Source organism: Mycobacterium sp. ML4 (assembly GCF_054515735.1).
Genome location: NZ_JBTNSY010000001.1, coordinates 25,351 through 49,196 on the forward strand (window position 1 = coordinate 25,351; position 23,846 = coordinate 49,196).

Consider the following 23,846-nt stretch of genomic DNA (forward strand, 5'->3'; position numbering starts at 1 on the left):
TGCCGTCGGTCGAACGTCACACCTGTGAACCGCTCCCCTTACGATTCGATATCGTCACTCTAGTCACATCAATCTCACTCGTACCATCGGTCGTGTGGGTTACATGTCGTGCAGGCCGGACCCACAAAACGAATAGTCCAAATTGAGGAGACTTCCGTGCCGAACCGACGCCGACGCAAGCTCTCGACAGCCATGAGCGCGGTCGCCGCCCTGGCAGTCGCAAGTCCGTGTGCCTATTTCCTTGTCTATGAATCGACCGCCGACGCCAAGCCGGTGGAACACCACGAGTTCAAGCGGGCCGCCAACGTCGCCGACCTGCCGGGCGAGCTCATCTCCGCGCTATCCCAGGGACTGTCCCAGTTCGGGGTCAACCTGCCGCCGGTTCCGGCACTCGGAGGGAGCAGCGCCGCCAGCACGGGCCTGGGCACCACCGGGCTGGGGACCACGCCCGGACTGGCCAGTCCGGGCCTGGGCACCACCGGGCTGGGGACCACGCCCGGCCTCGCCAGCCCCGGCCTGACTCCGACGACGCCCGGCGCACTCCCGCTGCCGGGTAGCACGCTGACGCCGCCGACGGCTGCCACGGGGACCGGCGTCAACCCGGCACTCACCAGCCCCACCGGGGTGGCCCCCGGCCTGACGAGCCCGTCGGCCCTGAGCCCGGCCACCGGCACCGGCGAGGTCCCGATCACCGCACCGGCCGGATTGGATGCCGGCGCCGACGGGACCTATCCGATTCTTGGTGACACCTCCGGCCTCGGAGGCGGCGCCGGCACCGGACTGTCGCCGGTCACCCCGGCGGGCACCGGAAGCGGCGGCGGCGGCGGTCTGGTCAGCGACCTGATGCAGGCGGCCAACCAGCTGGGCGCCAGCCAGGCCATCGACCTGCTCAAGGGCCTGATCATGCCGGCGATCATGCAAGGCGTTCAGGGCGGCGCCGCCGGAGCTCCGGCGGCGGCGGGTGCTGCACCCGCCCTGCCCGGCGTTCCCGGTGCGGCCGGTCTGACACCGGTTCTGCCCACCGCGGGTGCGCCCGGCGTGCCCGCCATACCCGCGGCGGCGGGGGTGCCCGCAGCCGCTGCGCCGGCGGTGCCGGCGGTGGCCGCGCCACCGGTGTAACGAAGCCTGTCACGTGACGGCACCGCAGAGTCGGCGCTGGACCGGGTCCCGGCAACCCGCCCAGCCACTAATACTCTGCGGTGTCGTCGACAGCCTCCCCCCTTCCCCGTGAGCAGACACAAAATCGCCGTGGAGCGCCAGCTCCAACGCGATTTTGTGTCTGCCCGCGCCAAAAGCCGTGTCGCCTCATAAGGAACATTAGACACACACGTAACATCAGCCTGATGTCCCGCAGCCGCGCACCCACGATGCTGCTCACCGCCGCCTTGGCAACGGTGGTCATCGTGTCGTGGGTACTGATCCGCCCTTCCGCAGGCAGCACCCCGTCGCCCGCGAGGGCGCGCGACACCCAGCTCGCCGAGCAGCCTCTGGTGGGCCTCGGCGGCGGGGTGACCGTCCGCGAACTGACGCAGGCCACGCCGTTCTCCCTGGTAGCGCTGACCGGCGACCTGACCGGCACCTCGGCCCGGGTGCGCGCCAAGCGGGCCGACGGGTCGTGGGGCCCCTGGTACCAGACCGAGTACCAGACCTCGGCACCCGACGGCTCGACGGCGGACCCGCGCAGCACCGACCCGGTGTTCGTCGGCACGACGACCAGCGTGCAGATCGCCGTCACCCGGCCGATGGACGCTCCGGTGACCCAACCCCCGCCCGCGCCGTCGTACTCCGGTGATCTGGGCTATCGGCCGGCCACCAAAGAGCAGCCGTTCGGGCAGAACATCAACGCGATCCTCATCACGCCGCCGCAGGCGCCCGCCGAGACGCACTGGACTCCGCCGACCGGCGTCACCATGCCGGGCCAGGCGCCGCAGATCATCAGCCGCGCCGAGTGGGGGGCCGATGAGTCGCTGCGCTGCGGCAGCCCGGAATACGACCGCGGTGTGCGCGCCGCGGTGATCCATCACACCGCGGGCAGCAACGACTACTCACCGCTGGAGTCGGCCGGCATCGTCAAGGCGATCTACACCTACCACAGCAAAACCCTGGGCTGGTGCGACATCGCGTACAACGCGCTGGTCGACAAGTACGGCCAGGTGTTCGAAGGCAGCGCCGGCGGCCTCACCAAGCCGGTCGAGGCGTTCCACACAGGTGGGTTCAACCGGGAGACCTGGGGCGTGGCGATGATCGGCAACTTCGACGACGTCGCTCCCACTCCCATGCAGATCCGCACGGTCGGACGGCTGCTCGGCTGGCGGCTGGGGTTGGCCGAAGTCGACCCGAAGGCCACCGTGGAACTTCAGTCCGCCGGTAGCTCCTACACCACATATCCGGCCGGCGCGATAGCCAAGCTGCCGGCCATCTTCACCCACCGCGACGTCGGCAACACCGACTGCCCCGGCAACGCCGCCTATGCGCTGATGGACGAGATCCGGGACATCGCCGCGCATTTCAACGATCCGCCGGAGGAATTGATCAAGGCGCTGGAGGGCGGCGCGATCTACGAGCACTGGCAGGCGATGGGAGGCATGACCAGCCCGCTGGGCGCTCCCACGTCGCCGGAGGCCGACGGCGCGGACGGATCGCGGTTCGTCACCTTCGCCAAGGGCGCCATGTACTGGTCGCCGGCCACCGGCGTGCAACCGATCACCGGCGCCATCTACGACGCCTGGGCGGCGCAGAGCTATGAGCGCGGACCACTCGGGTTGCCGACCAGCGCGGAGATCCAGGAGCCGCTGCGGATCACGCAGAACTTCGTGCACGGGACGCTGAACTTCGAGCGGTTGACCGGCAACATGACCGAGGTCCGCGACGGCATCGCCACCCCTCTGTCGACCCAACCCCCGAGCGGCCCGAACGTGCCGCCCGAACACTTCTCGTTGCCGGCACACCCGCCCAACTAGTCTGCTGGGGTGCCCGAAACGCCCTACCTGACGATCGATCTCGATCGGGTGCGCGAGAACTTCCGGGTGTTGCGGTCCGCACTGCCCGATGCGCAGATCCGCTACGCGGTCAAAGCGAATCCGGCTGCACCAATCCTGCGCGTGCTCGCGGCTGAGGGTTCCGCATTCGACGTCGCCTCGGTGGGCGAGGCCGATGCCTGCATCGCCGCGGGTGTCGGCGGTGAACGCTTGGCATTCGGGAACACCGTCAAGAAGCCGGCGGCGGTGTCGGCGGCATATGCCCGCGGCATACGTGTATTCACATTCGACACCGCACATGACTTGAGCGTGCTGGCTGAACATGCGCCCGGGACACAGGTGGAATGCCGCATCGCTCCGGCTTTTCCGTCGTCGGTGACACCGTTCGGTCACAAGTTCGGCTGTGCACCGGGGCACGCGGCAGAACTGCTGAACCGTGCCCGTTCGCTCGGGCTGGCACCGGCGGGCGTGAGTTTCCACGTCGGTTCCCAGCAACTCGAGGTCTCCGCCTGGAATCTCGGCATCGGCTGTGCAGCAGCGATTTTCGACGAGTTCGGTGATCTCGGGACGATCAACGCCGGTGGCGGGTTCCCGCTGCCGTATGCACTCGAGGCTCCGGATTTCGAGGAGATCGCCGGGACCATCCGCGAGGCACTGAGCCGGCATTTCGGCTCGCAGACACCACGACTGGCACTGGAGCCCGGCCGGGTGATAGTCGGTTCGGCCGGTGCCATCAGCTGTGAGGTGGTGGCGGTACGCACCGGCACTGACGGACGGCGCTGGGTCTACCTGGACGCCGGGCGCTACAGCGGGCTGGCGGAAACCGAGAACGAGTACATCCGCTATCGGCTGCGCACCCGGCGCGACGGTGATCCGTCCGGCGATGCCGTGCTGGCGGGGCCGACGTGCGACGGCGACGACGTGTTGTACCGGAACTACCCGTTGCCGGTCACGCTGCGCCCCGGTGATGAGGTGGAGATCCGCGATGCGGGCGCGTACACCGCCAGTTACGCCTCCGTCGGCTTCAACGGATTGCCGCCTTTACCAACATTTTTCGTGCCGGAAGGCGGTGCGGGACGGACGATCGTCGAGCCCCTGGCGCCGGGCCTGACCCGAAACTGGACCCTGTCAGAGGTGATCTGCGATGTGCGGACCGACCACCAGCGGCTGGTGATCGGCCGCACCGAGCAAGGTGTGTCGCTGTTCAGCGACGACGAACGGCAGAGCACCGAATTCAGCCAGCTGGTCTACCACGAGGCGCTGCTGGTGCCCGCACTGTTGCTGGCCGAGCAGGTCGGCCGCGTGTTGATCATTGGCTCCGGGGAGGGAGTGGCCAGTCAGCTTGCGGTCGCCGCCGGAGCAGTGCACGTCGACCATGTCGACATCGACCGCGAAGCGGTGCGGTTGTGCGCAGAACACCTGCCCTACGGATACTCGATGGACGAATTACGCAGGGCGGAAAGGGGATTGGGCCCCATCACCATGTACTACCGGGACGGCTGGGAGTTCGTGGAGCAATGCAGCGCGCCGTATGACATCGTGGTGATCGACCTTCCCGACGAGCGCTCGGCGCACGCTCAACACAATCGCCTCTACGACGCCGCCTTCCTGGCGAAGTGCCGCGGGATCGGCCAGGTGGTCGTGGACCAGGCAGGCTGTCCGACACTCTGGCGCAACGACACGCTTCGCTGGTCGTGGCAACGTTTCCGCGAAACGTTCGGCACCGTCGTCTATTTCGGCAGCGATGAGCACGAGTGGGCGTTCCTGTCCGGCCTCTCGTACCCCGTCGCCGATCCGGTGGCACTGATGTCCGAGCGGCTGCCCACCCTCGCGTACCAACCGCGCACCATTGACGCCGCCTCGCTGGTGTCGGCCACCATCCCGCCGAAGACGTTGCGCGACTAGCGTTGGCCGATGCGGGCCGGCCGGTGGCCGCGCCAGCGGACGTGCGCGCGGGTAAATGCGGCCGGACATCTGGCTTTCGGCTACCAGCTCCGCCCACTGGCTGGGCGCGCACCTGGCCCGGGTCGAGACGGCGATCGACTGTCTCGGCGTTGAGGTCGTAGGTATTGAACTCACACCCGCAGTGCGTGGGCCGCTACCGGTGCCGGTGTGACTCAGGTGGAGTCGATGCCGATCGGAAAACGTTATTCAGCTCCGCATTTCGGTGCATAGCCACTACGCTTCAGTTGCCTCGGTTGAAGGCACGCTACCGAATCCCATTCTAGGAGGGTTGGACGATGTCCTACTTGGTCTCCACGCCAGCGCAGATCACAGCTGCGGCCGGGAACCTGGACAGTATCGGCTCGACGCTGCAGGAGGCGACCGCCGCGGCCTCAGCGCCCACGACCGGGATCGCGGCTGCCGCGGCCGACGAGGTATCGACGGCCGTTTCGGAGCTCTTCACCAATTTCGGCCGGGAGTTCCAGGCCCTCAGCTCTCAGGCGTCTTCCTACCACGCCGAGTTCGTGCGTTTGCTCGACGGTGGCGCGGCGGCGTACACCAGCGCTGAAATCGCCAATGCTGAACGGGTTTTCGAGTCCGCCGTCGGCTCCGCCAGCTGGACACCCAACGCCGCGGCCGCCGCTCCCGGCGGCGCCTACGGGCAACTCGTCACCAACACGCTCGCCAATCTGCAAGCCCTCGGCAGCGACTGGGCCGCCGACCCGTTCCCATTCCTGCGCCAGTTCCTGGCCAACCAACAGGGGTACGCACAGCAGATCGCGACTGCTATCGCGAACATCCCCGCGAACCTGCCAAATCTGCCGGCGGCCATCCAGGCGGCCATCAGGCAGATCTTGTCGTTCAACGCCGCGGCTTTCGTTCAACAGTTCATCAGCACCCAGATCGGCTTCGCCCAGACATTCGCCACCGCGGCTACCAACGGGATCAGCGGCCTGGTGGCCGGGCTGCCCCAATACGCGTCGGGCCTTCAGTTGGCGTTCCAGCAACTCCTGGCAGGCAATTACACCGGTGCGGTCTCGGATTTCGGCACGGCCACGTTGGGCCTGCTGGTTACCGGAGTCGACACCGGACCGGTCGTGTTCACCGGCAGCATTTTCAGTACGCTCACCGCCACCGTAAATCCAACGCTGCTCGGCCCGCTGGGAGATTTCTTCACCATCATGAACATCCCCGGCCAAGAGGCGCAGTACTTGACCAATCTGATACCACCGTCGATCCCCCGCCAGATCGCGCAGAACTTCACCAACGTGCTGGATACACTCACCATCCCCAGCATCGAAGCGCAAGCGGACCTGACTATCGCCACGGGGACTGCGGATGTCAAAGCCTTCTTCGGGCTACCCCTCGTGGCTACGTATGCAGCGGCGGGCGCTCCGCTGGCGACCCTGAACGCAATGGCAACCAGCGCAGAGGCTTTCGCGCAAGAGGTGTCGACCGGCAACTATGTCGGGGCGGCCGGAACGCTGTTCGATGCGCCGGCGGTGGCTTTGAACGGCTTGCTCAACGGCAACGTCCCTCTCGATACGACGATCAACATCCCCACGGGGCTGCCGGCGCCCTACAACAACATCGCGATTGTCCTGCACTTGCCTTCGGACGGGCTATTGGTTCCTCCCCATCCAGCAACCGCGACGATCGATATTCCAACGATCAATCCGATCGATGTGACCATCTTGGGCACGCCGTTCTCGGGATTGGTCCCGTTGCTGGTGAACTACGCGCCGCAGCAGCTCGCCGCGGCAATCGCGCCCGCCTAGAGGATCGCGACCGACACCACGATGCCGAGCGCGAACTGCGCCGCGGCCACCATCAGCGCCTCGAAAGCGTATTCGTCGGCTTGGAACAACCCGTCCATGTCGATGCCGATCACCACCGTCGCAATCCGCATCATCACCACCTGCGCGGCGATGCCGACCAACCCGAAAACGGCCGACGCCAGCAGGCCCTCGCGCAGGTTCCCCGACGACGAGTAGATGGCGATGACCACGATGAAGGCCATGCTGACCATCCCAGCGGCAGCGACGATGATGGCGTTCGGCTTGCCGGCGTTCACCATCTTGCGCAGCGGACCGGGTGTCGTCAGATCGATGGCGTAGAACCCGACGATCATCAGTATCAGCCCGACGATCGAGTACAGGATGATCGCGGCGGCGCCGCTACCGAGTCGACTCCAGTAGTCACCCGAATGCAGCGCGACAGTCGTCGTCATCGAAGATCAACTCCGTTCATCTCAAAGGAATCGTTCATCTCAAAGGAATCGTTCATCTCAAAGGAATCGTTCATCTCAAAGGGATTCGGTGTGGAACGAACGCCGCGCCATCATCGGTGATGAGTCCGGCAGTCTCGCGGATGCCCAGACCCGCCGCAGTGTCGCCGACCACCCAGGCCCCCAAAGCCGGCCGCATGTCGTCGAATTCGGGCAACGGGTCCAGCAGCTGGTAGACGAAGCCCTCGTCGCCGTAGAACCCGCCCGTGGCGGTCTCCATACCGGCGCCGACGACGCTGATGTTCGCGCCTTCCCGTCCCAGCTTGGGCTTGCGCACGTATTCGGTGAGTTCGTGCGGGTCGTCGAGGTAGGCGGGCAACAGGTTCGGGTGGCCTGGGTACATCTCCCACAACACAGCCAGGATCGCCTTATTGGACAGCAACGTCTTCCACAACGGCTCGATCCACATGGTCTGCGGCAGCGTCGACACCACGTACTTGCCGAACTGATCGTCGAGTACCCACTCCCAGGGATGCAGTTTGAAGATCGCGTGGATCGCGTCTTCCTCGAGGTCGACGAAACGCTCCAGCGCGGAGTCCCAGCCGACATCCTCGATTAGCAACCCGACGGTCTGAAAACCCGCTTCCGCCGCGGTCTCCTGCAGGTAGGTGGTGGTGATCTGATCCTCACCGGTGGCCTCCACGCCGGACCAGGCGAAGTGTAATTCATTGCTGGGCAACAGATCACGCACCACTTTCCAGCGGTCGACCAGTTGCTCATGCAGCGAGTTCCACTGGTCGTCGTCGGGAAATTTGTCTTTGAGCCAGTACCACTGCACGATCGCCGCTTCCAGCAGCGTCGTGGGGGTGTCGGCGTTGTATTCCAGCAGCACCGCGGGTCGGCGTCCGTCGTACCGTAAGTCGAAGCGGCCGTACACATGTGGGTCCGAGCGGCGCCATGATTCGGCGATGTGCGGCCAACTCCATTCCGGCAGGCCGAAATCCGCGTAGCGCTCCATCAGGACCACTTGCTCGACGGCGTTCAGGCACATCGAATGCAGCAGTTCGACGTCGGCTTCCAGCGCCAGAACCTCGTCCATCTCGAACTCGTAGTACACCGATTCGTCCCAGTAGGGCCGGTCGGCGCCGCGCGCGTCTCGGGCCGGTGTCCCGTAGACGAGCCCTTGCGACTCGACGATCGACTGCCAATTGGCACGCGGCTGCGACCTGCCGCGTTTCACGAGCCGCCACTCCCTTTGCCGCCGCTGCCGCCGATGCCGCCGCGCTGGATCGTGGTGCCCGACTTCGTGGTGACGGTGGCCCCCTTGGGGATGCTTGTGGTGCCGCCGGTCGGCCGTTGCCCGACCGAACCGGAGCTGCCGTAGTAGTAGCGGTACGAATGCCCACCCCAGAAGAAGAAGCCGTTCATTCCCGGGGTGTGACCGGTGCAGTAGCTGTCCGGGACGATCACCGGCTGGCCGTTCGGATCGTCCTGGACGCATTGGGCGGTGACGTGTTCCGGCGACAACAGCCAGTACCCGACGCCCGCCACCAGGCCCACCACTCCGACGGCGGCCGCAGAGCCCATCAAGATGCGCTTCTGCTTCCGCCGCTTGGCTTCGGCGGCCAGCCGTGCCTCTTCGATCTCGCGTTGCTTGTCCTCGTGCTTCTTGCGGGCGCGCAACTCAGCCGGTGTCGGCGGTCGCGGCTTGGTCGTTTCGGCGTCCTGGAACTGGATGCTGCCCAGCGGTTTGGGCTTTGGCGGCGCATCCGGCTCAGGTTCGCCGATCGGCGGTATCAGGCCGTCCGGCAGTGTCTCCGGGGCATCTTTGGCCGGCCGGTGCGCACCGAACGAACTCCGGCGGGGGCCGCGCTGTTCGCCCGGCTCGATGCCACCCGCCGTCGGCTCGCTCGGCCCGGACCCGGCCTCGTCGGTCCCCCCACCATCCGGCGGGTCTGATTCTGCACCCACTAGCTGCCCTCCGGTCCCCTCCTGCCGCCGCGCGCATTCGTGAACACGCGGGCAGTGTCCCACATCGCGCCCGCCGTGGCTAAGACCACCAGCGCTCCAGTACGCGTGCCACGCCGTCCTCGGTGTTGGGCGCCGTCACCTCGTCAGCAGCGGCCTTCGCGTCGGGGTGCGCATTGCCCATCGCCACTCCGAGGCCGGCCTGCAGCAACATCGGCACGTCGTTGGGCATGTCACCGAAGGCGACCACCTCCGACTCGGCGATGCCCAGCGGTTCGGCGATCTCGCGCAGGCCGCTGGCCTTGCTGATCCCGCGCGGCAGGATCTCCAGCAGGCCGTTGTTGGTGGAATACGTCAGGTCGCCCTCTTCACCGAGATGACCGGCCATCGCGGCGGCCATCTCCGCGCTGGGAACGCCCGCTTTGCGAATCAGCAGCTTGATCGCCGGCGCACTCAGCAGGTCGTCGACCGACACTTCGGTGTTGTCGGGGTTGAGCCACGCGTGTTCATAGCCCGGAGAGCTGATGAACTGCGGGGTCGCGGTGTCATGGGCTCGCTCGCCGATCCTTTCCACCGCGAGCCCGGCTCCGGGTAGCACCCGCAGCGCGATGTCGGCCAATGAGGCCAGCGTGTCGACGGACAGGGTCTGAACCGACAAGACCCGGTCGTGTTCGGGGTCGTAGATGACCGCACCGTTGGCGCAGACCGCCATCGGGGCAAATCCGAGGGCCTCGACGACCGGCCTGATCCAGCGCGGGGGACGCCCGGTCGCCAACACGAAGTGCGCACCCCCGGCGACTGCGGCACGCACCGCGGCGCGTGTGCGGGGACTAAGGGTCTCGTCGTCGTTGAACAGGGTGCCGTCGACGTCGCACCCGATGAGCGCGGGTCTTTTCGACGGCAAATCTCGCTCAGCGGCCGGCTCAGGCATCGGATCCCAGAGCCGGGGCGTTATCGCAGGCGGCCGGGTTTGTCAGAGGGACCTGCCTTCTGTCGTTTCTTCGCTGCCTCGTTGTACAGCTCGCGCTTGCGGGCTCGTTCGGCCAGTTCGGCGATACGGAATTCTTTGGACTCGTCCGGGGTCGGCGCACTGCCGCCCAACCGGCGCGGCACCCAGGGCTCACCCTCCGGATGCGGATAATTTTCCTGCGCCCAATAGAGCATCGCCTGCATCGCCTGACGCAAAGTCGCGTTGAGCGCTTCGTAATCGCCTCCCGGAGACAATGGCGGCCCGATTGCCGCTGTGATGGGTATCTTGCTGCGCACAAGCTTCTTCGGATGATCTTTGGGCCAGATCCGGTGTGCGCCCCAGACGATCATCGGAATGATCGGCACCTGCGCCTCGACTGCCATCCGTGCTGCCCCGGTCTTGAATTCTCTGAGTTCGAAGCTCCGGCTGATTGTCGCCTCTGGATGCACCCCGATAAGCTCGCCCTCCCGCAGCCGCTGTACGGCGACCGAGTACGCCTCGGCACCCATGCTGCGGTCCACCGGGATCAGTTGGATGTGCTTGATCACGTAATTGACCGCCTTCACCTCCTGCATCTCGGCCTTGATCATGAACCGCAGCCGGCGCTTGCGTTCCTTCGCGGCGAGCGACGCGGGGATCCAGTCCACATAGCTGGTGTGATTGAGCGCGATGATGCCGCCGCCCTGCGACGGAATGTTCTCCAAGCCGTGGTAGGTGATCTTGTTTCCGTTCAGCGCCATCGCTGTGGGAACGAGATACTCCAGCATCCGAAAGACTGGCTCGGCCATCTCTTACGTCTCCTTTTTCCCTACCGCTACTGTCGCGGCATCCGGCCAGCGGCCCTCGCCGCACTCTCCTCAGCGTCCATTTGCGCGGCCTCCGATAAGCTCGGAGCCCCGCCGCCAAGTCGCCGTGGCACCCAACTTGCGTTGGCTGGATGAGGATAGTGCTGCTGGACCTGCAGCAACAGCGAAGACATCGACTCGCGCAGCACTTCGTTGGTCCGAGACACGTCCGGCAGGGCCTGCAGCGGCGGCCCGATCGCCACGGTCACCGGTATTTTCTTGCGCCCCAGCTGTCGCGGCAAGCCCTTGGTCCAGATGCGATGCGCGCCCCAGACGATCACCGGGACGATCGGCACGCCGGCTTCGATGGCCATCCGGGCGGCGCCTTTCTTGAAATCTTTGAGCTCGAAGCTGCGGCTGATCGTGGCCTCCGGATAGACCGCGACCAACTCGCCATCCCGCAGTGCCTGCACCGCCCGGGCATAGGCACCGGCCCCAGAGCTGCGGTCCACCGGGATCGCACCATTTCGCTTGATCAGGAAGTCGACGATTCTGACCCGCTGCATTTCGGCTTTGATCATGAACCGCAGCCGCCGATGTCGCCGGCGCATCGCCAGTCCCACCGGTAGCCAGTCGACATAGCTGGTGTGGTTGATGGCGACCACGGCGCCGCCGCGCTGCGGAAGGTTCTCCTCGCACGTAACGGTGATCCGCGTCCCGGTGCCGTGAACGAGAAGCTGAGCCAGAATTTCGCAGGCGCGGTAGACGGGTTCGGCCATCGGTCACTCCGCGGCTCCGGTGGGGTGCGCCCGCTCGGCACGACGGGCCGCCTTGACCGCCGCCTCCTCCGCGTCCATGCGGGCCGCCTCGGCCAGGGACGGGGCACCGCCACCCAGACGGTGCGGCACCCAGAACTCGCCGGACGGGTGTGGGCCGTACTGTTCCTGGGCGCGGATCAGCAAATGTTGCATCCGGGAATGCAGCAGGGCGGTTAGTTCGTTGGTCGACAGGGTCGGTTCGATCGGTTCCCCGACGATGACCTGAATCGGCACCTTGGGTCGGAAGAGCTTCTTGGGGTGACCCTTCGTCCAGATCCGCTGCGCGCCCCAGATGACGTGCGGAACGATCGGCACGCCGGCCTCTATCGCCATCCGGGCGGCACCCGTCTTGAACTCCTTGATCTCGAAGCTGCGGCTGATCGTCGCCTCGGGATAGACACCGACCAGCTCGCCGGCCTTGAGGTGTTCGACTGCGGCCGCATAGGACGCGGCACCGCTTTGCCGATCGACCGGGATATGGCGCAGAGCGCGCATGACCGGTCCGGTGACCTTGTGGTCGAACACCTCCTGCTTGGCCATGAACCGCACTTTGCGGCCGAGCCCCTGCCGGTACGCCGGCAAACCCGCCAGCGTGAAATCGAGATAGCCGGTGTGGTTGATTGCAACGACGGCGCCACCTGTGGCCGGCACGTTCTCCACGCCGCTCACGGTGATCTTGAGACCCTGCAGGCGAAAGATCATTCGGGCGAGGGTGATGACGGTGCCGTATGCAGGTTCCACAGCAGTTCAGCCTAGTGCTCCGAGCTGTTGGGCACCCCAAGTGGGCAAAACGCGTAGTGAGAGAGGTGAGCGTTGTCGTTCCCCGTAACACCACCGCCGATCCCCGCCGTGGTGCTCCGGCTGGCCGGCGGACGGTCGGTGCACGCGGTGTGGCGCAACGAGCTCGGCGACGTCACCTTCCGGGTGGACCACGGCGCCGAGTTCATCAAGGTTGGCGGGCAGCATTCGGCCGACTTCACCGACGAGGCGGCACGGTTGCGCTGGGCGGAGCGCTATCTGCCGGTGCCGCACGTCGTCGATCTCGGGGTCGACGGGCAGACGCCCTGGCTGCGCACCCGCGGGCTGCCCGGGGTATCCGCGGTGCACCCACGCTGGCAGGCGGTACCGGCGATCGCGGTGCGCGCGATCGCCGTGGGCTTGCGCACGCTGCACGACAGGCTGCCGGTGGCATCGTGCCCATTCGACTGGTCGGTGGCCAGCCGGTTGCCCGTGCTGCATCCCGCGCACCGGGCCAAGCTCGAGGACCCGCCGGGGATCGACCGGCTGGTGGTGTGCCACGGCGATGCCTGCGCTCCCAATACGCTGATCGACGAGCGCGGTGAGTACTGCGGTCACGTCGACTTCGGTGAGCTCGGCGTGGCCGACCGGTGGGCCGATCTCGCGGTGGCAACGCTGTCCCTGGGCTGGAACTATCCCGGCCGCAACTGGGAGGCGGAATTCTTCGCCGCTTACGGCGTCGACCCCGACCCGCTGCGTATCGACTATTACCGGCGGTTGTGGCAGGACCCTGCGCTGTGACCCAAGCTAAACTCGGGGCTGCATTCACGCGGACGTCAGACGGTATTCGGAAGGTATTTGTGCAGGTTACAAGCGTCGGCCACGCCGGCTTTCTGATCCAGACCCGGGCCGGCAACATCCTGTGCGACCCATGGGTCAACCCGGCCTATTTCGGGTCGTGGTTCCCGTTCCCGGACAACAGCGGGCTGGACTGGGACGCCCTGGGCGAGTGCGACTACCTGTACGTCTCACATCTGCACAAAGACCACTTCGACGCGAAGCTGCTGGCCGCGCACGTCAACAAGGACGCAGTGGTACTGCTGCCCGATTTCCCGGTGCCCGACCTGCAACACGAGTTCGAGAAGTTGGGGTTTCACCGGTTCTTCGAGACCACGAATTCGGTGCAGCACCGGTTGTCCGGTCCCAACGGGGATCTCGACATCATGATCATCGCCTTGCGGGCACCCGCTGACGGCCCGATCGGCGACTCGGCGCTGGTGGTGTCCGATGGTGAGACCACGGTTTTCAACATGAACGACGCCCGCCCGGTCGATCTGGACGTGCTGGCCGCCGACTTCGGGCAGATCGACGTGCATCTGCTGCAGTACTCCGGCGCGATCTGGTACCCGATGGTCTACGACATGCCCGCACGCGCCAAGGAGGCGTTCGCCACCCAGAAGCGCCAGCGCGGCATGGATCGCGCTCGCCAGTACATCGCGCAGGTCGGGGCGACGTGGGTGGTCCCGTCCGCCGGTCCGCCCGCGTTCCTGGACTCCGAACTGCGTCAGCTCAACGACGACCGGAACGATCCGGCCAACATCTTTCCCGACCAGATGGTGTTCCTGGATCAGATGCGCCGCCACGGCCACGACCGCGGCCTGCTGATGATGCCGGGGTCCGTCGCCGATTTCACCGGCTCGCGGCTGAACTCGCTGCGGCACCCGTTGCCCACCGAGCAAATGGAGGCGATCTTCACCACCGGCAAGGCCGATTACATCGCCGCCTACGCCCAGCGCATGGCGCCGGTGCTGGCCGCGGAGAAGGCCGGCTGGGCCCCTGCCGCCGGTCCGCCGCTGCTCGAGCCGTTGCGCGCGCTGTTCGAGCCGATCATGTTGCAGAGCAACGAGATCTGCGACGGCATCGGTTATCCGGTGCAGCTGGTGATCGGGCCGGAGACGGTGATCCTCGACTTCCCCAAACGAGCGGTGCGGGAGGCCGTCCCGGACGAGAAGTTCCGGTACGGTTTCGAGATCGCACCGGAGTTGGTGCGCACGGTGCTGCGCGACAACGAACCGGACTGGGTCAACACCATTTTCCTGTCGACCCGGTTCAGAGCCTGGCGTGTCGGTGGTTACAACGAATACCTGTACACGTTCTTCAAGTGCCTGACCGACGAGCGGATCGCCTACGCCGACGGCTGGTTCGCCGAGAGCCACGACGATACGGCCTCGATCACGCTCGACGGTTGGGAGATTCAGCGGCGCTGTCCCCACCTCAAAGCTGATCTGTCGAAATTCGGTGTGGTCGAGGGCAATACGCTGACCTGCAACCTGCACGGCTGGCAGTGGCGGTTGGAAGACGGACGCTGCCTGACCACGCGTGGGCACGAGTTGCGGAGCCGGCGGGCATGAGCGCCGCGGCCGACCTGTGCTACGACGACGGCGTGGTCCAGTTGGATCAGATGGCAATCACATTGCGCCGCTATCACTTTCCTTCCGGCACGGCCAAAGTCATCGGCCTCGATCAGATCCGGGGATACAAGGCCGAACCGCTGGGCCTGTTGACGGTCCGGTTCAATCTGTGGGGTAGCCCGGACTTGCGCCGGTGGCTCCCACTGGACCTGTACCGGCCGCTCAAGTCGACGCTGATCGCCCTCGACATACCCGGCTCGCAGCCCGCCTTCACACCGGCGCGTCCCGATGAATTCCTGGCCTGCCTGGACGGCCTGCTCAGCCAACGCGGCTGATTCTCCGCCGAACCGCTAGCGGTCCTGCAGCGCCGCCTTGCCCGCGTTGTAGCCGGGGGTGAACGTGATTCCCGGCCCGCCGTGACACCCGGCACTGCCCAAGTACAGGCCCTGCACCGGGATCGGCTGTCCGATATAGCCCTTCGGGCCGGGCCGGTTCTGCCCGATCTGGTTGGAGTGCAGCAGGCCATGACAGTAGTCGCCGCCGGGCGCACCGAACATCACGCCCATGTGCTTGGGCGTGAAGGTGGTGTGCCGGATGATGCTGGGTTCGAAATTTGGTGCCAGCCGGGTGATCTTGTCGATGACCCGCTGCCCCATCTCGACCTTGGCCTGACCGTAGTCGGCTCCCCCCTCGATGGGGAACCACAGCGCAAACGCCGATGCGGCGTGCTTACCCTCCGGCGCGAGCTCCGGATCGTGCACCGACGGAATCTGCAGCACCAGCGTCGGGTCCGCCGGCACGATGCCGCGGCGGCAGTCCTCCCACTGCTGCTGAACTTCTTCGGGCGTGCAGAAGATTCCGATCGACGCCTGCATGGTCGGGTCGTTGAGCGCCTCGTACGGCGCGGCGAACTGCGGCGCCTCCTCCAGCGCGAAGTGCATCTGCAGGTAGCTCCCGCGATGGTCGATGCGCCCGTAGCGCTCCCGGATCTCGCCGGGCAGCACCGACGGGTCGATCAAGTCGTTGACCGTGGCATCGGGTGCGATCGACGAGACGACGATCGGGGCGTGCAGGGTGTCTCCGGCCTCGGTGCGCACTCCGGTGACCCGACCGTCGGCCACCAGGATCTCGGTTACCTTCGACCGCAACCGGACTTCGCCGCCGTGGTCCTCCAGCACCTGTGCCAGGTGCGCGGTAAGCGCCCCGATGCCACCGCGCAGCTTCTTCATCTGGACGAAGTCGCCCTCGGGGATGCCCAGGCCGAACGCCAGGGCGGCGGCACTGCCCGGCGTCGACGGACCCCGGTAGAGGGTGTTGACGGCCAGCACCGTCATCGATCCCCTTATCGCGCCGTGCTTCTCGCGGTCCGGGAAGTAACGGTCGAGCACATCGGTGACCGAGCCGAACAGCATGTCGTCGATCGCGGAGCGTTCGAATTCGTTGGTGGCGCAGGCATACATCTCGTCGAAGGTCTTGGGCAGCGTGCCGGCCTCGAAACGGCCCAGCGCCCGGGTGGGCGCCTGCGCCCACATCAGCAGCCCGCCCATGCCGGCCACCGCGTCGGCCCCGTGCACCTCGTTGAGGTGGGCGAACATCTTCATCGGGTCGCTGTACTGGACCAGCGGATCGTCACCGATGCCGCGCAACGCCACCGACATCACCTCGAGGTCGACCGTCGGCAGCGCGTCCAGGCCGAGTTCGCCGATCACCTGCGCCGAAGTCGGGAACTGCACGGAGCCGGCGATCTCGAAGTGGTACCCGTCGAATAGTTCCACCGTCGACGCCATCCCACCCGCGTAGAGCTTGGCGTCCAGGCAGACGGTGCGCAGACCCGCCCGCTGCAGCATCACCGCCGCGGTCAAGCCGTTGTGGCCCGCGCCGATGACGATCGCGTCGTACTGGGTTCCCGATTCAGACATGCCGACCTCCCGAATGGGAGGCTGACACGGTCACCAAGTTTTGTCAATTATGACGAAACACGACCGGTGACCCACGTGTCGGTGATCCCCGCGCGCAACGCCTCCAGCGCGACCTGGCTCATCCTCGCCAGTTCGCCCAGCGATCGGTCCTCACCCAACATCCAGGACTCCATCGCTCCGAAAATCGCTGCTGCGATGCAGCGGGAGATGACCACGCTGCGCAATCTCGCGTCGGGGGTTCGGCCCGCCGCGCAGCCGCGGCGCACCAGCTGCGCCTGAATCGCCTCCGCCAGGTCGGCCTGTACCTCGCGGATGTGCCGGACGATCCGGCCGGGGTCCAGCTCGCCGCCGCGCAGGGTCGCGATCTTGGTGACCGCCTCGACGTCATACGGGAACGCGAACACGGCCGCCTGCACCGAATCGATGACCGCCTCGTCGACGGGGCGCGCGTCCAGCGCGGAGCGAAACCAGTTCAGACCGGTGTAGTCGGCGAAGAGCAGATCGTGCTTGGAGCTGAAGTGGCGGTAGAAGGTTCGCAGCGAGACGCCCGCGTCGGCGGCGATCTGCTCGGCAGACGTGTCCTCCACTCCCTGGGCCAGAAATCGCACGACCGCCGCCTGCCGCAACGCCTCCCGGGTACGCTCGCTCCGCGCCGTCTGAGCCGGCCTGACCATGGCAGTAAGGTACCCCAGCGGGTCAGGAATTAGTTATGTCAATATTGACAAAACTTTGCGAACGGGGTGAGACTGCGGCAATGGTGTCTCTCATCGCCCACGCGGTCCTGGGCATCGCCGTCATCTACTGGATCATCGGCTCCAACCGGCAGCTCTACGCGAGGCCGGCCGACGGTCCGCCGTTCTCGCCGCTAGAAGTCGTGTACTACCTCGTCGGCATCGCCTCGATCGGTCTGGGCTGGTACTTCAACATCCGTTTCGTGCAGGAGTACTCCCGCGGATCGCACAACCCGATCTGGGGTCCGGGCAGTTGGACGCAATACATCCAGCTCATGTTCACCAACCCGGCGGCGGGGTCGGCCGGCCAGGATTACACGATCGCGAATGTGATCCTGCTGCCGCTGTTCTCCATCACCGACGGCTACCGGCGCGGTTTCAACCGGCCATGGCTGTTCTTCGTCAGCAGCCTGTTCACCAGCTTCGCGTTCGCTTTCGCGTTCTACTTCGCCACGATCGAGCGTCAGCACCGGCACCAACGCTCGCGCGAAGCCGCCGCCGCCTAGGCAGGCTCGAGCACCTCGGTGCCGACGTAGGGCACCAGCGCCGCCGGCACCCGCACGCTGCCGTCGGGCTGCTGATGGTTCTCCAGTATCGAGACCAGCCAGCGCGTGGTGCCCAGGGTGCCGTTGAGCGTGGCCGCCGTCTGCGCCTTGCCGTTTGCGTCGCGGTATCGGGTGGCCAACCGGCGCGCCTGGAACGTGGTGCAGTTCGACGTCGACGTCAGCTCGCGGTACGTCGCCTGCGTCGGCACCCACGCTTCGCAGTCGAACTTGCGTGCGGCCGACGAGCCGAGGTCGCCGGCGGCCACGTCGATCACCCGGTAGGGCACCTCGATGTGCGCCAACATCCGGCGCTGCCAGCCCAGCAGCCGCTGATGCTCGGCCTCGGCCTCATCCGGACGGCAGTAGACGAACCCCTCGACCTTGTCGAACTGGTGAACCCGGATGATGCCGCGGGTGTCCTTGCCGTAGCTGCCGGCCTCCCGGCGGAAGCACGACGACCAGCCCGCGTACCGCAGCGGCCCGCCGGCCAAGTCCAGGATCTCGCCGGAGTGGTACCCGGCCAGCGGCACCTCCGAGGTGCCCACCAGGTACAGGTCGTCGGCCTCCAGCCGGTACACCTCGTCGGCGTGGGCGCCCAGGAATCCAGTACCCAACATCACCTCCGGACGCACCAGCACCGGCGGAATCATCGGGATGAAGCCGTTCTCGACCGCGACGCGCAACGCCAACTGCAGCAGTCCCAGCTGCAGCAACGCCCCGCGGCCGGTCAGAAAATAGAACCGCGAGCCGCTCACCTTCGCCCCGCGCTGCATGTCGATCAGGCCCAGCGACTCACCGAGCTCCAGGTGATCCTTCGGGTCGGAGAGCGCCGGCGGCTGACCGACCAGCTCGAGCACCGCATAGTCGTCTTCCCCACCGGCCGGAACCCCGTCGACGATTACGTTGGAGATCGCCATGTGCGCGGCGGTGAATGCCACCTCTGCGGCAGCCTGGTCCGCCTCGGCGGCCTTGACCTGCTCGGCGAGGTCTTTGGCGCGTTGCAGCAGCGCCGGGCGCTCTTCCGGGGACGCCTTGCCGACGCTCCTGCTGGCGGCTTTCTGCTCGGCGCGCAGCGAATCGGCCGCCGAGATCGCCGCACGGCGCGCCGAGTCGGCACTCAACAGGGTGTCGACCAGCGCCGGATCTTCGCCGCGGCTGAGTTGGGAGCGTCGTACGGCGTCGGGCTCCTCCCGGAGGAGCTTGAGGTCGATCACGGCCGCAAGACTACTTCCCGGGTCGCTGCCCGATCTCACATGCGCAACGATTTTCACGCCTCCCCGTCGGCCCTGTCAGAATGGAGCCGATGCTGGACGCGCCCGAGAAAGAACCGGTACCCGACCCTGCCGCCGACGAGGCGGCAGAGGCGGCGGCTGCCCAGGAATCGCCGGCGGCCGGCGCGACCGCGTCGCAGCAGCCGTCGCGCGGGTTTCGCTGGCCCCGGTCGCTGCAGGCGTCCGCGACCCGGCGGGGGCTGTTACTCACCGCCCTGGGCGCCCTGCTGATCGCCGGCCTGGTGACCGCCCTGCCCGCGGTGGGCACCGGTCCGGGCCGGCTGGCCGGATACATCAACAGCAACCCAGTGCCCAGCACCGGTTCCAAGGGCAATCCCGCGTTCGCCCGTGCCACCAGCGGCGACTGCCTGAACTGGCCGGAGGGAACGCCGGAGTCGGCGAGCATCGTCAACTGCGCCGACGACCACCGGTTCGAGGTCGCCGAATCCGTCGACATGCGAACCTTCCCCGGTTCGGAGTACGGCCCCAACGCCGCACCGCCGTCTCCGGCGCGCATCCAGCAGATCAACACCGAGCAGTGCGATCCGGCCGTGCGCCGCTATCTGGGCGCCAAATTCGACCCGAACAGCAAGTTCACCGTCAGCATGCTGTGGTCGGGTGACCGGGCGTGGCGGCAGTCCGGTGAGCGCCGGATGCTCTGCGGCCTGCAACTGCCCGGCCCGAACAACGAGCAGGTGGCCTTCAAAGGCAAGATCGCCGACATCGACCAGTCGAAGGTCTGGCCTGCCGGCACCTGCCTGGGCATCGACCCGACCACCAACCAGCCCGTGGATGTCCCCGTGGACTGCTCCGCGCCGCACGCGATGGAGGTCACCGGCACCGTCAACCTCGCCGAGAAGTTTCCCAACGCGATGCCCTCCGAAGCCGACCAGGACGGCTTCATCAAGGACGCCTGCAACAAGATGACTGACGCCTACCTCGCACCCATCAAGCTGCGTACCACCACCTTGACTCTGATCTACCCCACGGTGTCTCTGCCGAGTTGGTCCGCGGGCAGCCGCGAGGTGGCCTGCAGTATCGGCGCGACGCTCGGCAACGGCGGCTGGGCAACGCTGTTGAACAGCGCCAAAGGCCCACTGTTGATCAACGGCCAGGCGCCGGTGCCGCCGCCCGACATCCCCCCGGAGCGCCTCACTCTGCCGCAGATCCCGGTGCAGCTGCCCACCCAACCGCCGTCGGCGCCCGCCCAGCAGCAACCGCAGCAACAGACGCCCACCACCCCGCCCGGCAACCAGCACCTACCCAACCAACAACCCGTGGTGACGCCTACCCGGGAACCGTCGTCACCGTCGAGTCAAACACCGTCACCCACCCAGGCAGCACCGCCCCCGGCCGACGGCGGTGCCCCGCCACCGGCACAGGCACCCGAAGGTGCGCCGGCCACCGAGCCCCCACCCGGGTAGCCAGGTGACCGTGCGGATGGACCCGCAGCGGTTCGACGAATTGGTCTCCGACGCACTGGATTTGATCCCGACAGACTTGACCGCCGCCATGGACAACGTCGTCGTCCTGGTCGCCGACCGCCATCCCGACGAAGGCGACCTGCTCGGCCTTTATGAAGGGGTGGCGTTGACAGAGCGCGATTCCGACTACGCCGGAGCGCTGCCGGACACCATCACCATCTTTCGCGACGCACTGCTGGATGTCTGCTCATCCGAGACGGAGGTGGTCGACCAGGTCGCGGTCACGGTGATTCACGAGATCGCCCACCACTTCGGCATCGACGACGACCGGCTCGATGAGCTGGGCTGGGCCTGACGGCCGGTTCAACGGGCATGGCCGGGCGCGGCACCCGCCCTTTGTCGGCGCCCGGTGCTAAGAACAGGTTATGAGCACAGGCTGCCGCGACTGCCGGGCAGGCTTAGATCACTGCCACGGCACCGTCATTCGTCACTCCCTGGGCCGGCCGGAATGCACCGAGCCGGACTGCGTCGCTCCTGAGTTGTTCACCCACGCGTTCGTCGTCGACTGTGACGTGGTCGGCTGCGCATGCGGGGAGGTTTCGGGCGATCTGATCCGATCAGCGCATCGGGTCGGTGCTTGACGACACTGCGTCCTGCGCCGGCGTGGTGTCCGGTGCCGGGTGAAACGGCGGCGTGAGATGTCCCCACCGCACGCAGCTCCACCGCCCGTCGGTGATCGGCGCCAACGCCACCGACTCGGCGTTGTCCAGGGGGTTGTCGAGGACGAAGGTGCTGTCGACACCGGCCAAAACCGCGGCCGCCAGTCGAATCGCCGCGCCGTGGCTGACCACCACGATGTCGCCGTGCCAACGGTCGTCGTCCAGGTAGCGCATGCGTAGCTCGGTGAGGACCGGCACGTAGCGCTCGAGGACATCGTTGGCGGTCTCACCGCCCGGCAGGGCCAGGTCCAGCTCGCCGCGGTGCCAGCGTCGGTAGACCGCGTTGAACTCTTCGATGGCCTCGTCGTCATTGCGGTTCTCCAGGTGGCCGACCTGTACCTCGTGAATGCCGGTCAACTCCTTCGGGGCAAGCGCGACTTCCGAGGCGATCACCGCCGCGGTCTGCGACGCACGAACCGCCACCGAGTGCGCGAGGACGGTCGGGCGGCTGTGTCCGCCCCGCGCGAAAGCCCTTGCCTGGTCACGCCCCAGCGGTGTCAGCGCGGCGCCGGGCGGCAGGGTGTCCAATCGCCGTTCGACATTGCCGAAAGACTGTCCGTGCCGCACCAAGATCAACCGGCCACTCATCGCAGTGTCTCCCCCACCCCGCTCCGCAGCCGCGCCAGCCAGCGCGATGCCTCATCCGACGCCGGCGGCAGCACCCCCGCAGCCCGGCCGGTAGGCCAGGATCCCAAATAACGCACATCGGCACAACGACGGTGCAAGGCTTTGAGTGCCTCGGCGACCGCTTCATCGTCGATGTGGCCGACGCAGTCGACGAAGAACATGTAGGTGCCCAATCCGGTCCGGGTGGGCCGGGATTCGATGCGGGTGAGGTCGATGCCGCGCATTCCGAACTCGGTCAGCGCTTGTAGCAGCGCCCCCGGCGCGTTCTCGATCCGCAACACCGCCGAGGTGCGATCGGCTCCGGTGCGCTGCGGGGGCGGACCGGGCCTGCCGATCAGCACGAACCGGGTCCGGGCGTTGGACTCGTCGACCACGCCCTCCGCCAGCACCGTCAGTCCCCGTCGAGCTGCGGCCAACGGCGATGTGACGCCCGCGTCGACCTGACCTTCGGCCACCTGGTGCGCTGCGTCGGCGTTCGAGTACGCCGGTTTCAGCTGCACATCGGGGAGGTTGGCGGTCAGCCATCGCCGCACCTGCGCGGCGGCCACCGGAAAGGCTGCCAGCGTGCGCACTTCGGTGGCGCTGCGACCGGGTTGGACGACGATGCTGAATGCCACGTCCAAGGTGGTCTCGGCGTAGATCTGCAGCGGCGAGCCGAGTGCCAGGCTGTCCAGGGTGGGCGCCAGCGATCCGTCGATCGAGTTTTCGATGGGTGCACAGGCATAGTCCGCACTGCCGTCGCGGACCGCATCGAGGGCGGCCGGCGTGCTTTCCACCGCAAGCGGCTGCGGGGTTCGGGGCTCACGCCCGGGGATCAACCCGTCGGCGGTGATCTTCTGCAGGGCAGCCTCGGTGAAGGTTCCCTCAGGACCGAGGTATGCGATGCGCAACACGCCCCCACCCTATCGGCGCACGCTCAGCGCACCCGACCTTGTCACCGCCACCGAACTAAGTTATCTTAGGCTTACCTAACAAACTCGGAGGTAGACGGTGCGCACGGCCCCCCATCCCGCTCCCACGACGGCAGAACGAATCCGTAGTGCCTGCTCACGGGCCGGCGCCGGCCTGCTGGCGATCGAGGGCCGGGATCCGGTGCCTACGGTCCTGCACCATTTGCTGCGCGACGGGAACTTCGCCCTCGCAGTGCCCCGGGCGGACGCCCCGCTGGAGTGCGGAGCCCAGGCGCTGCTGGAACTCACCGACTACGCGCCACTACCGCTGCGCGAACCCGTTCGATCGCTGGTGTGGGTGCGCGGCCGGCTGCACCGGATCCCGTCGAGCCGGCTGCAGGTGGTGCTCGATGTGATCGCCACCGAGGACCCGAATCCGGCGCTGCTACAGGTGGACCGGCCCGACTGCACGCCGGCCCGCGACGAAGAGCGCTACATCCTGCTGCGCCTTGCGATCGAATCCGTGGTGGTGACCGACGCCACCGGCGCCGAGCCCGTCGAGGTCGCGGAGCTGCTCGGCGCCAGACCCGACCCCTTCTGCGAGATCGAGTCCACGCTGCTCTGGCATCTCGCGACCGCGCATGACGACGTGGTCGCCCGCCTGGTGTCCCGGCTGCCGGCGCCACTGCGACGCGGACATGTGCGCCCCCTCGGACTGGACCGCTACGGCGTGCGGTTCCGCGTCGAAGGCAACGACGGCGACCGCGACATCCGGCTTCCGTTCCACAGGCCGGTCGACGACATGGCCGGACTGCGCCAAGCCATTCGCATTCTGATGGGCTGCCCCTTCGCCAACGGGCTGCGCGCACGTCGATAACCGC

General features: G+C 67.0%; 24 protein-coding genes. 12 read left to right on the plus strand and 12 right to left on the minus strand.

The features are described 5' to 3' along the window. Nucleotides 1–156 precede the first annotated feature (156 nt). The 4 genes from ACX9NE_RS00085 to ACX9NE_RS00100 all read left to right on the plus strand — a co-directional run bounded on the left by ACX9NE_RS00085 (nt 157) and on the right by ACX9NE_RS00100 (nt 6,700). Nucleotides 157–1,119 (plus strand): hypothetical protein, encoded by a 963-nt coding sequence (locus ACX9NE_RS00085; protein WP_459360335.1) that lies wholly within the window; start codon nt 157–159, stop codon nt 1,117–1,119. Nucleotides 1,120–1,343: 224 nt separating this feature from the next. Next, nucleotides 1,344–2,960, plus strand: coding sequence for an N-acetylmuramoyl-L-alanine amidase (locus tag ACX9NE_RS00090; RefSeq protein WP_459360334.1), 1,617 nt, complete (start codon nt 1,344–1,346; stop codon nt 2,958–2,960). Between the two features lie 9 nt (nt 2,961–2,969). Then, nucleotides 2,970–4,883, plus strand: a complete 1,914-nt coding sequence (locus tag ACX9NE_RS00095; protein ID WP_459360333.1) for an alanine racemase — start codon at nt 2,970–2,972, stop codon at nt 4,881–4,883. Between the two features lie 335 nt (nt 4,884–5,218). Beyond that, nucleotides 5,219–6,700, plus strand: a complete 1,482-nt coding sequence (locus ACX9NE_RS00100) for a PE family protein (protein ID WP_459360332.1) — start codon at nt 5,219–5,221, stop codon at nt 6,698–6,700. Here the strand turns inward: ACX9NE_RS00100 and ACX9NE_RS00105 are convergent. The 7 genes from ACX9NE_RS00105 to ACX9NE_RS00135 form a co-directional block, all read right to left on the minus strand. Then, nucleotides 6,697–7,134 (minus strand): DUF350 domain-containing protein, encoded by a 438-nt coding sequence (locus ACX9NE_RS00105; RefSeq protein WP_459360364.1) that lies wholly within the window; start codon nt 7,132–7,134, stop codon nt 6,697–6,699. The genes ACX9NE_RS00100 and ACX9NE_RS00105 overlap by 4 nt on opposite strands. An 88-nt stretch (nt 7,135–7,222) precedes the next feature. Continuing rightward, nucleotides 7,223–8,389 (minus strand): glutathionylspermidine synthase family protein, encoded by a 1,167-nt coding sequence (locus tag ACX9NE_RS00110; protein ID WP_459360331.1) that lies wholly within the window; start codon nt 8,387–8,389, stop codon nt 7,223–7,225. Next, nucleotides 8,386–9,120 carry a hypothetical protein gene (locus ACX9NE_RS00115; protein WP_459360330.1) on the minus strand — a complete coding sequence of 245 codons (735 nt, stop codon included), beginning with the start codon at nt 9,118–9,120 and terminating at the stop codon, nt 8,386–8,388. The genes ACX9NE_RS00110 and ACX9NE_RS00115 overlap by 4 nt, the downstream gene beginning before the upstream one ends. A gap of 79 nt (nt 9,121–9,199) precedes the next feature. Continuing rightward, complete coding sequence (locus ACX9NE_RS00120; RefSeq protein WP_459360329.1) at nt 9,200–10,048, minus strand: HAD family hydrolase; 849 nt, start codon at nt 10,046–10,048, stop codon at nt 9,200–9,202. Between the two features lie 20 nt (nt 10,049–10,068). After that, nucleotides 10,069–10,875: a lysophospholipid acyltransferase family protein gene (locus ACX9NE_RS00125; RefSeq protein ID WP_459360328.1), complete on the minus strand. Its 807-nt coding sequence runs from the start codon at nt 10,873–10,875 to the stop codon at nt 10,069–10,071. 26 nt (nt 10,876–10,901) lie between these two features. Beyond that, nucleotides 10,902–11,651: a lysophospholipid acyltransferase family protein gene (locus tag ACX9NE_RS00130; protein WP_459360327.1), complete on the minus strand. Its 750-nt coding sequence runs from the start codon at nt 11,649–11,651 to the stop codon at nt 10,902–10,904. A gap of 3 nt (nt 11,652–11,654) precedes the next feature. Next, the gene (locus ACX9NE_RS00135; protein ID WP_459360326.1) at nt 11,655–12,431 is read right to left on the minus strand and encodes a lysophospholipid acyltransferase family protein; all 777 of its coding nucleotides are present in this window, start codon (nt 12,429–12,431) and stop codon (nt 11,655–11,657) included. A 72-nt stretch (nt 12,432–12,503) separates the two neighbouring features. Here ACX9NE_RS00135 and ACX9NE_RS00140 point away from each other — a divergent pair, with 72 nt between their 5' ends. Genes ACX9NE_RS00140 through ACX9NE_RS00150 form a run of 3 tightly spaced genes read left to right on the plus strand, consistent with a single transcriptional unit; the run spans nt 12,504 to nt 15,174 of the window. Continuing rightward, complete coding sequence (locus ACX9NE_RS00140) at nt 12,504–13,229, plus strand: phosphotransferase (protein WP_459360325.1); 726 nt, start codon at nt 12,504–12,506, stop codon at nt 13,227–13,229. A gap of 59 nt (nt 13,230–13,288) precedes the next feature. Then, nucleotides 13,289–14,839 (plus strand): Rieske 2Fe-2S domain-containing protein, encoded by a 1,551-nt coding sequence (locus tag ACX9NE_RS00145; protein ID WP_459360324.1) that lies wholly within the window; start codon nt 13,289–13,291, stop codon nt 14,837–14,839. Beyond that, complete coding sequence (locus ACX9NE_RS00150) at nt 14,836–15,174, plus strand: hypothetical protein (RefSeq protein WP_459360323.1); 339 nt, start codon at nt 14,836–14,838, stop codon at nt 15,172–15,174. The genes ACX9NE_RS00145 and ACX9NE_RS00150 overlap by 4 nt, the downstream gene beginning before the upstream one ends. A 15-nt stretch (nt 15,175–15,189) precedes the next feature. On the opposite strand, the gene ACX9NE_RS00155 is transcribed toward ACX9NE_RS00150, so the two are convergent. Both ACX9NE_RS00155 and ACX9NE_RS00160 read right to left on the minus strand, forming a co-directional pair. Next, nucleotides 15,190–16,758, minus strand: coding sequence for a phytoene desaturase family protein (locus ACX9NE_RS00155; RefSeq protein ID WP_459360322.1), 1,569 nt, complete (start codon nt 16,756–16,758; stop codon nt 15,190–15,192). Between the two features lie 47 nt (nt 16,759–16,805). Beyond that, nucleotides 16,806–17,432, minus strand: a complete 627-nt coding sequence (locus ACX9NE_RS00160) for a TetR/AcrR family transcriptional regulator (protein ID WP_459360321.1) — start codon at nt 17,430–17,432, stop codon at nt 16,806–16,808. Nucleotides 17,433–17,512: 80 nt separating this feature from the next. Here ACX9NE_RS00160 and ACX9NE_RS00165 point away from each other — a divergent pair, with 80 nt between their 5' ends. Beyond that, nucleotides 17,513–17,995, plus strand: coding sequence for a DUF2834 domain-containing protein (locus tag ACX9NE_RS00165; protein ID WP_459360320.1), 483 nt, complete (start codon nt 17,513–17,515; stop codon nt 17,993–17,995). Here ACX9NE_RS00165 and serS read toward each other — a convergent pair. Then, complete coding sequence (serS, locus tag ACX9NE_RS00170; RefSeq protein WP_459360319.1) at nt 17,992–19,248, minus strand: serine--tRNA ligase; 1,257 nt, start codon at nt 19,246–19,248, stop codon at nt 17,992–17,994. The genes ACX9NE_RS00165 and serS overlap by 4 nt on opposite strands. Nucleotides 19,249–19,337: 89 nt before the next feature. Here serS and ACX9NE_RS00175 point away from each other — a divergent pair, with 89 nt between their 5' ends. From ACX9NE_RS00175 to ACX9NE_RS00185, 3 genes are all read left to right on the plus strand, one after another. After that, the gene (locus ACX9NE_RS00175) at nt 19,338–20,729 is read left to right on the plus strand and encodes a septum formation family protein (protein ID WP_459360318.1); all 1,392 of its coding nucleotides are present in this window, start codon (nt 19,338–19,340) and stop codon (nt 20,727–20,729) included. 4 nt (nt 20,730–20,733) lie between these two features. Further along, nucleotides 20,734–21,084, plus strand: coding sequence for a metallopeptidase family protein (locus ACX9NE_RS00180; protein WP_459360317.1), 351 nt, complete (start codon nt 20,734–20,736; stop codon nt 21,082–21,084). Nucleotides 21,085–21,154: 70 nt separating this feature from the next. Beyond that, nucleotides 21,155–21,370 carry a hypothetical protein gene (locus ACX9NE_RS00185; protein ID WP_459360316.1) on the plus strand — a complete coding sequence of 72 codons (216 nt, stop codon included), beginning with the start codon at nt 21,155–21,157 and terminating at the stop codon, nt 21,368–21,370. Here ACX9NE_RS00185 and ACX9NE_RS00190 read toward each other — a convergent pair. Continuing rightward, the gene (locus ACX9NE_RS00190) at nt 21,347–22,036 is read right to left on the minus strand and encodes a histidine phosphatase family protein (protein ID WP_459360315.1); all 690 of its coding nucleotides are present in this window, start codon (nt 22,034–22,036) and stop codon (nt 21,347–21,349) included. The two genes, ACX9NE_RS00185 and ACX9NE_RS00190, sit on opposite strands and share 24 nt — an antisense overlap. Then, nucleotides 22,033–22,968 carry a prephenate dehydratase gene (gene pheA / locus ACX9NE_RS00195; RefSeq protein WP_459360314.1) on the minus strand — a complete coding sequence of 312 codons (936 nt, stop codon included), beginning with the start codon at nt 22,966–22,968 and terminating at the stop codon, nt 22,033–22,035. Before pheA ends, ACX9NE_RS00190 begins: the two co-directional genes overlap by 4 nt. A gap of 97 nt (nt 22,969–23,065) precedes the next feature. On the opposite strand from pheA, the gene ACX9NE_RS00200 reads away from it, so the two are divergent. Next, nucleotides 23,066–23,842 carry a DUF2470 domain-containing protein gene (locus ACX9NE_RS00200; RefSeq protein ID WP_459360313.1) on the plus strand — a complete coding sequence of 259 codons (777 nt, stop codon included), beginning with the start codon at nt 23,066–23,068 and terminating at the stop codon, nt 23,840–23,842. Nucleotides 23,843–23,846 lie beyond the last annotated feature (4 nt).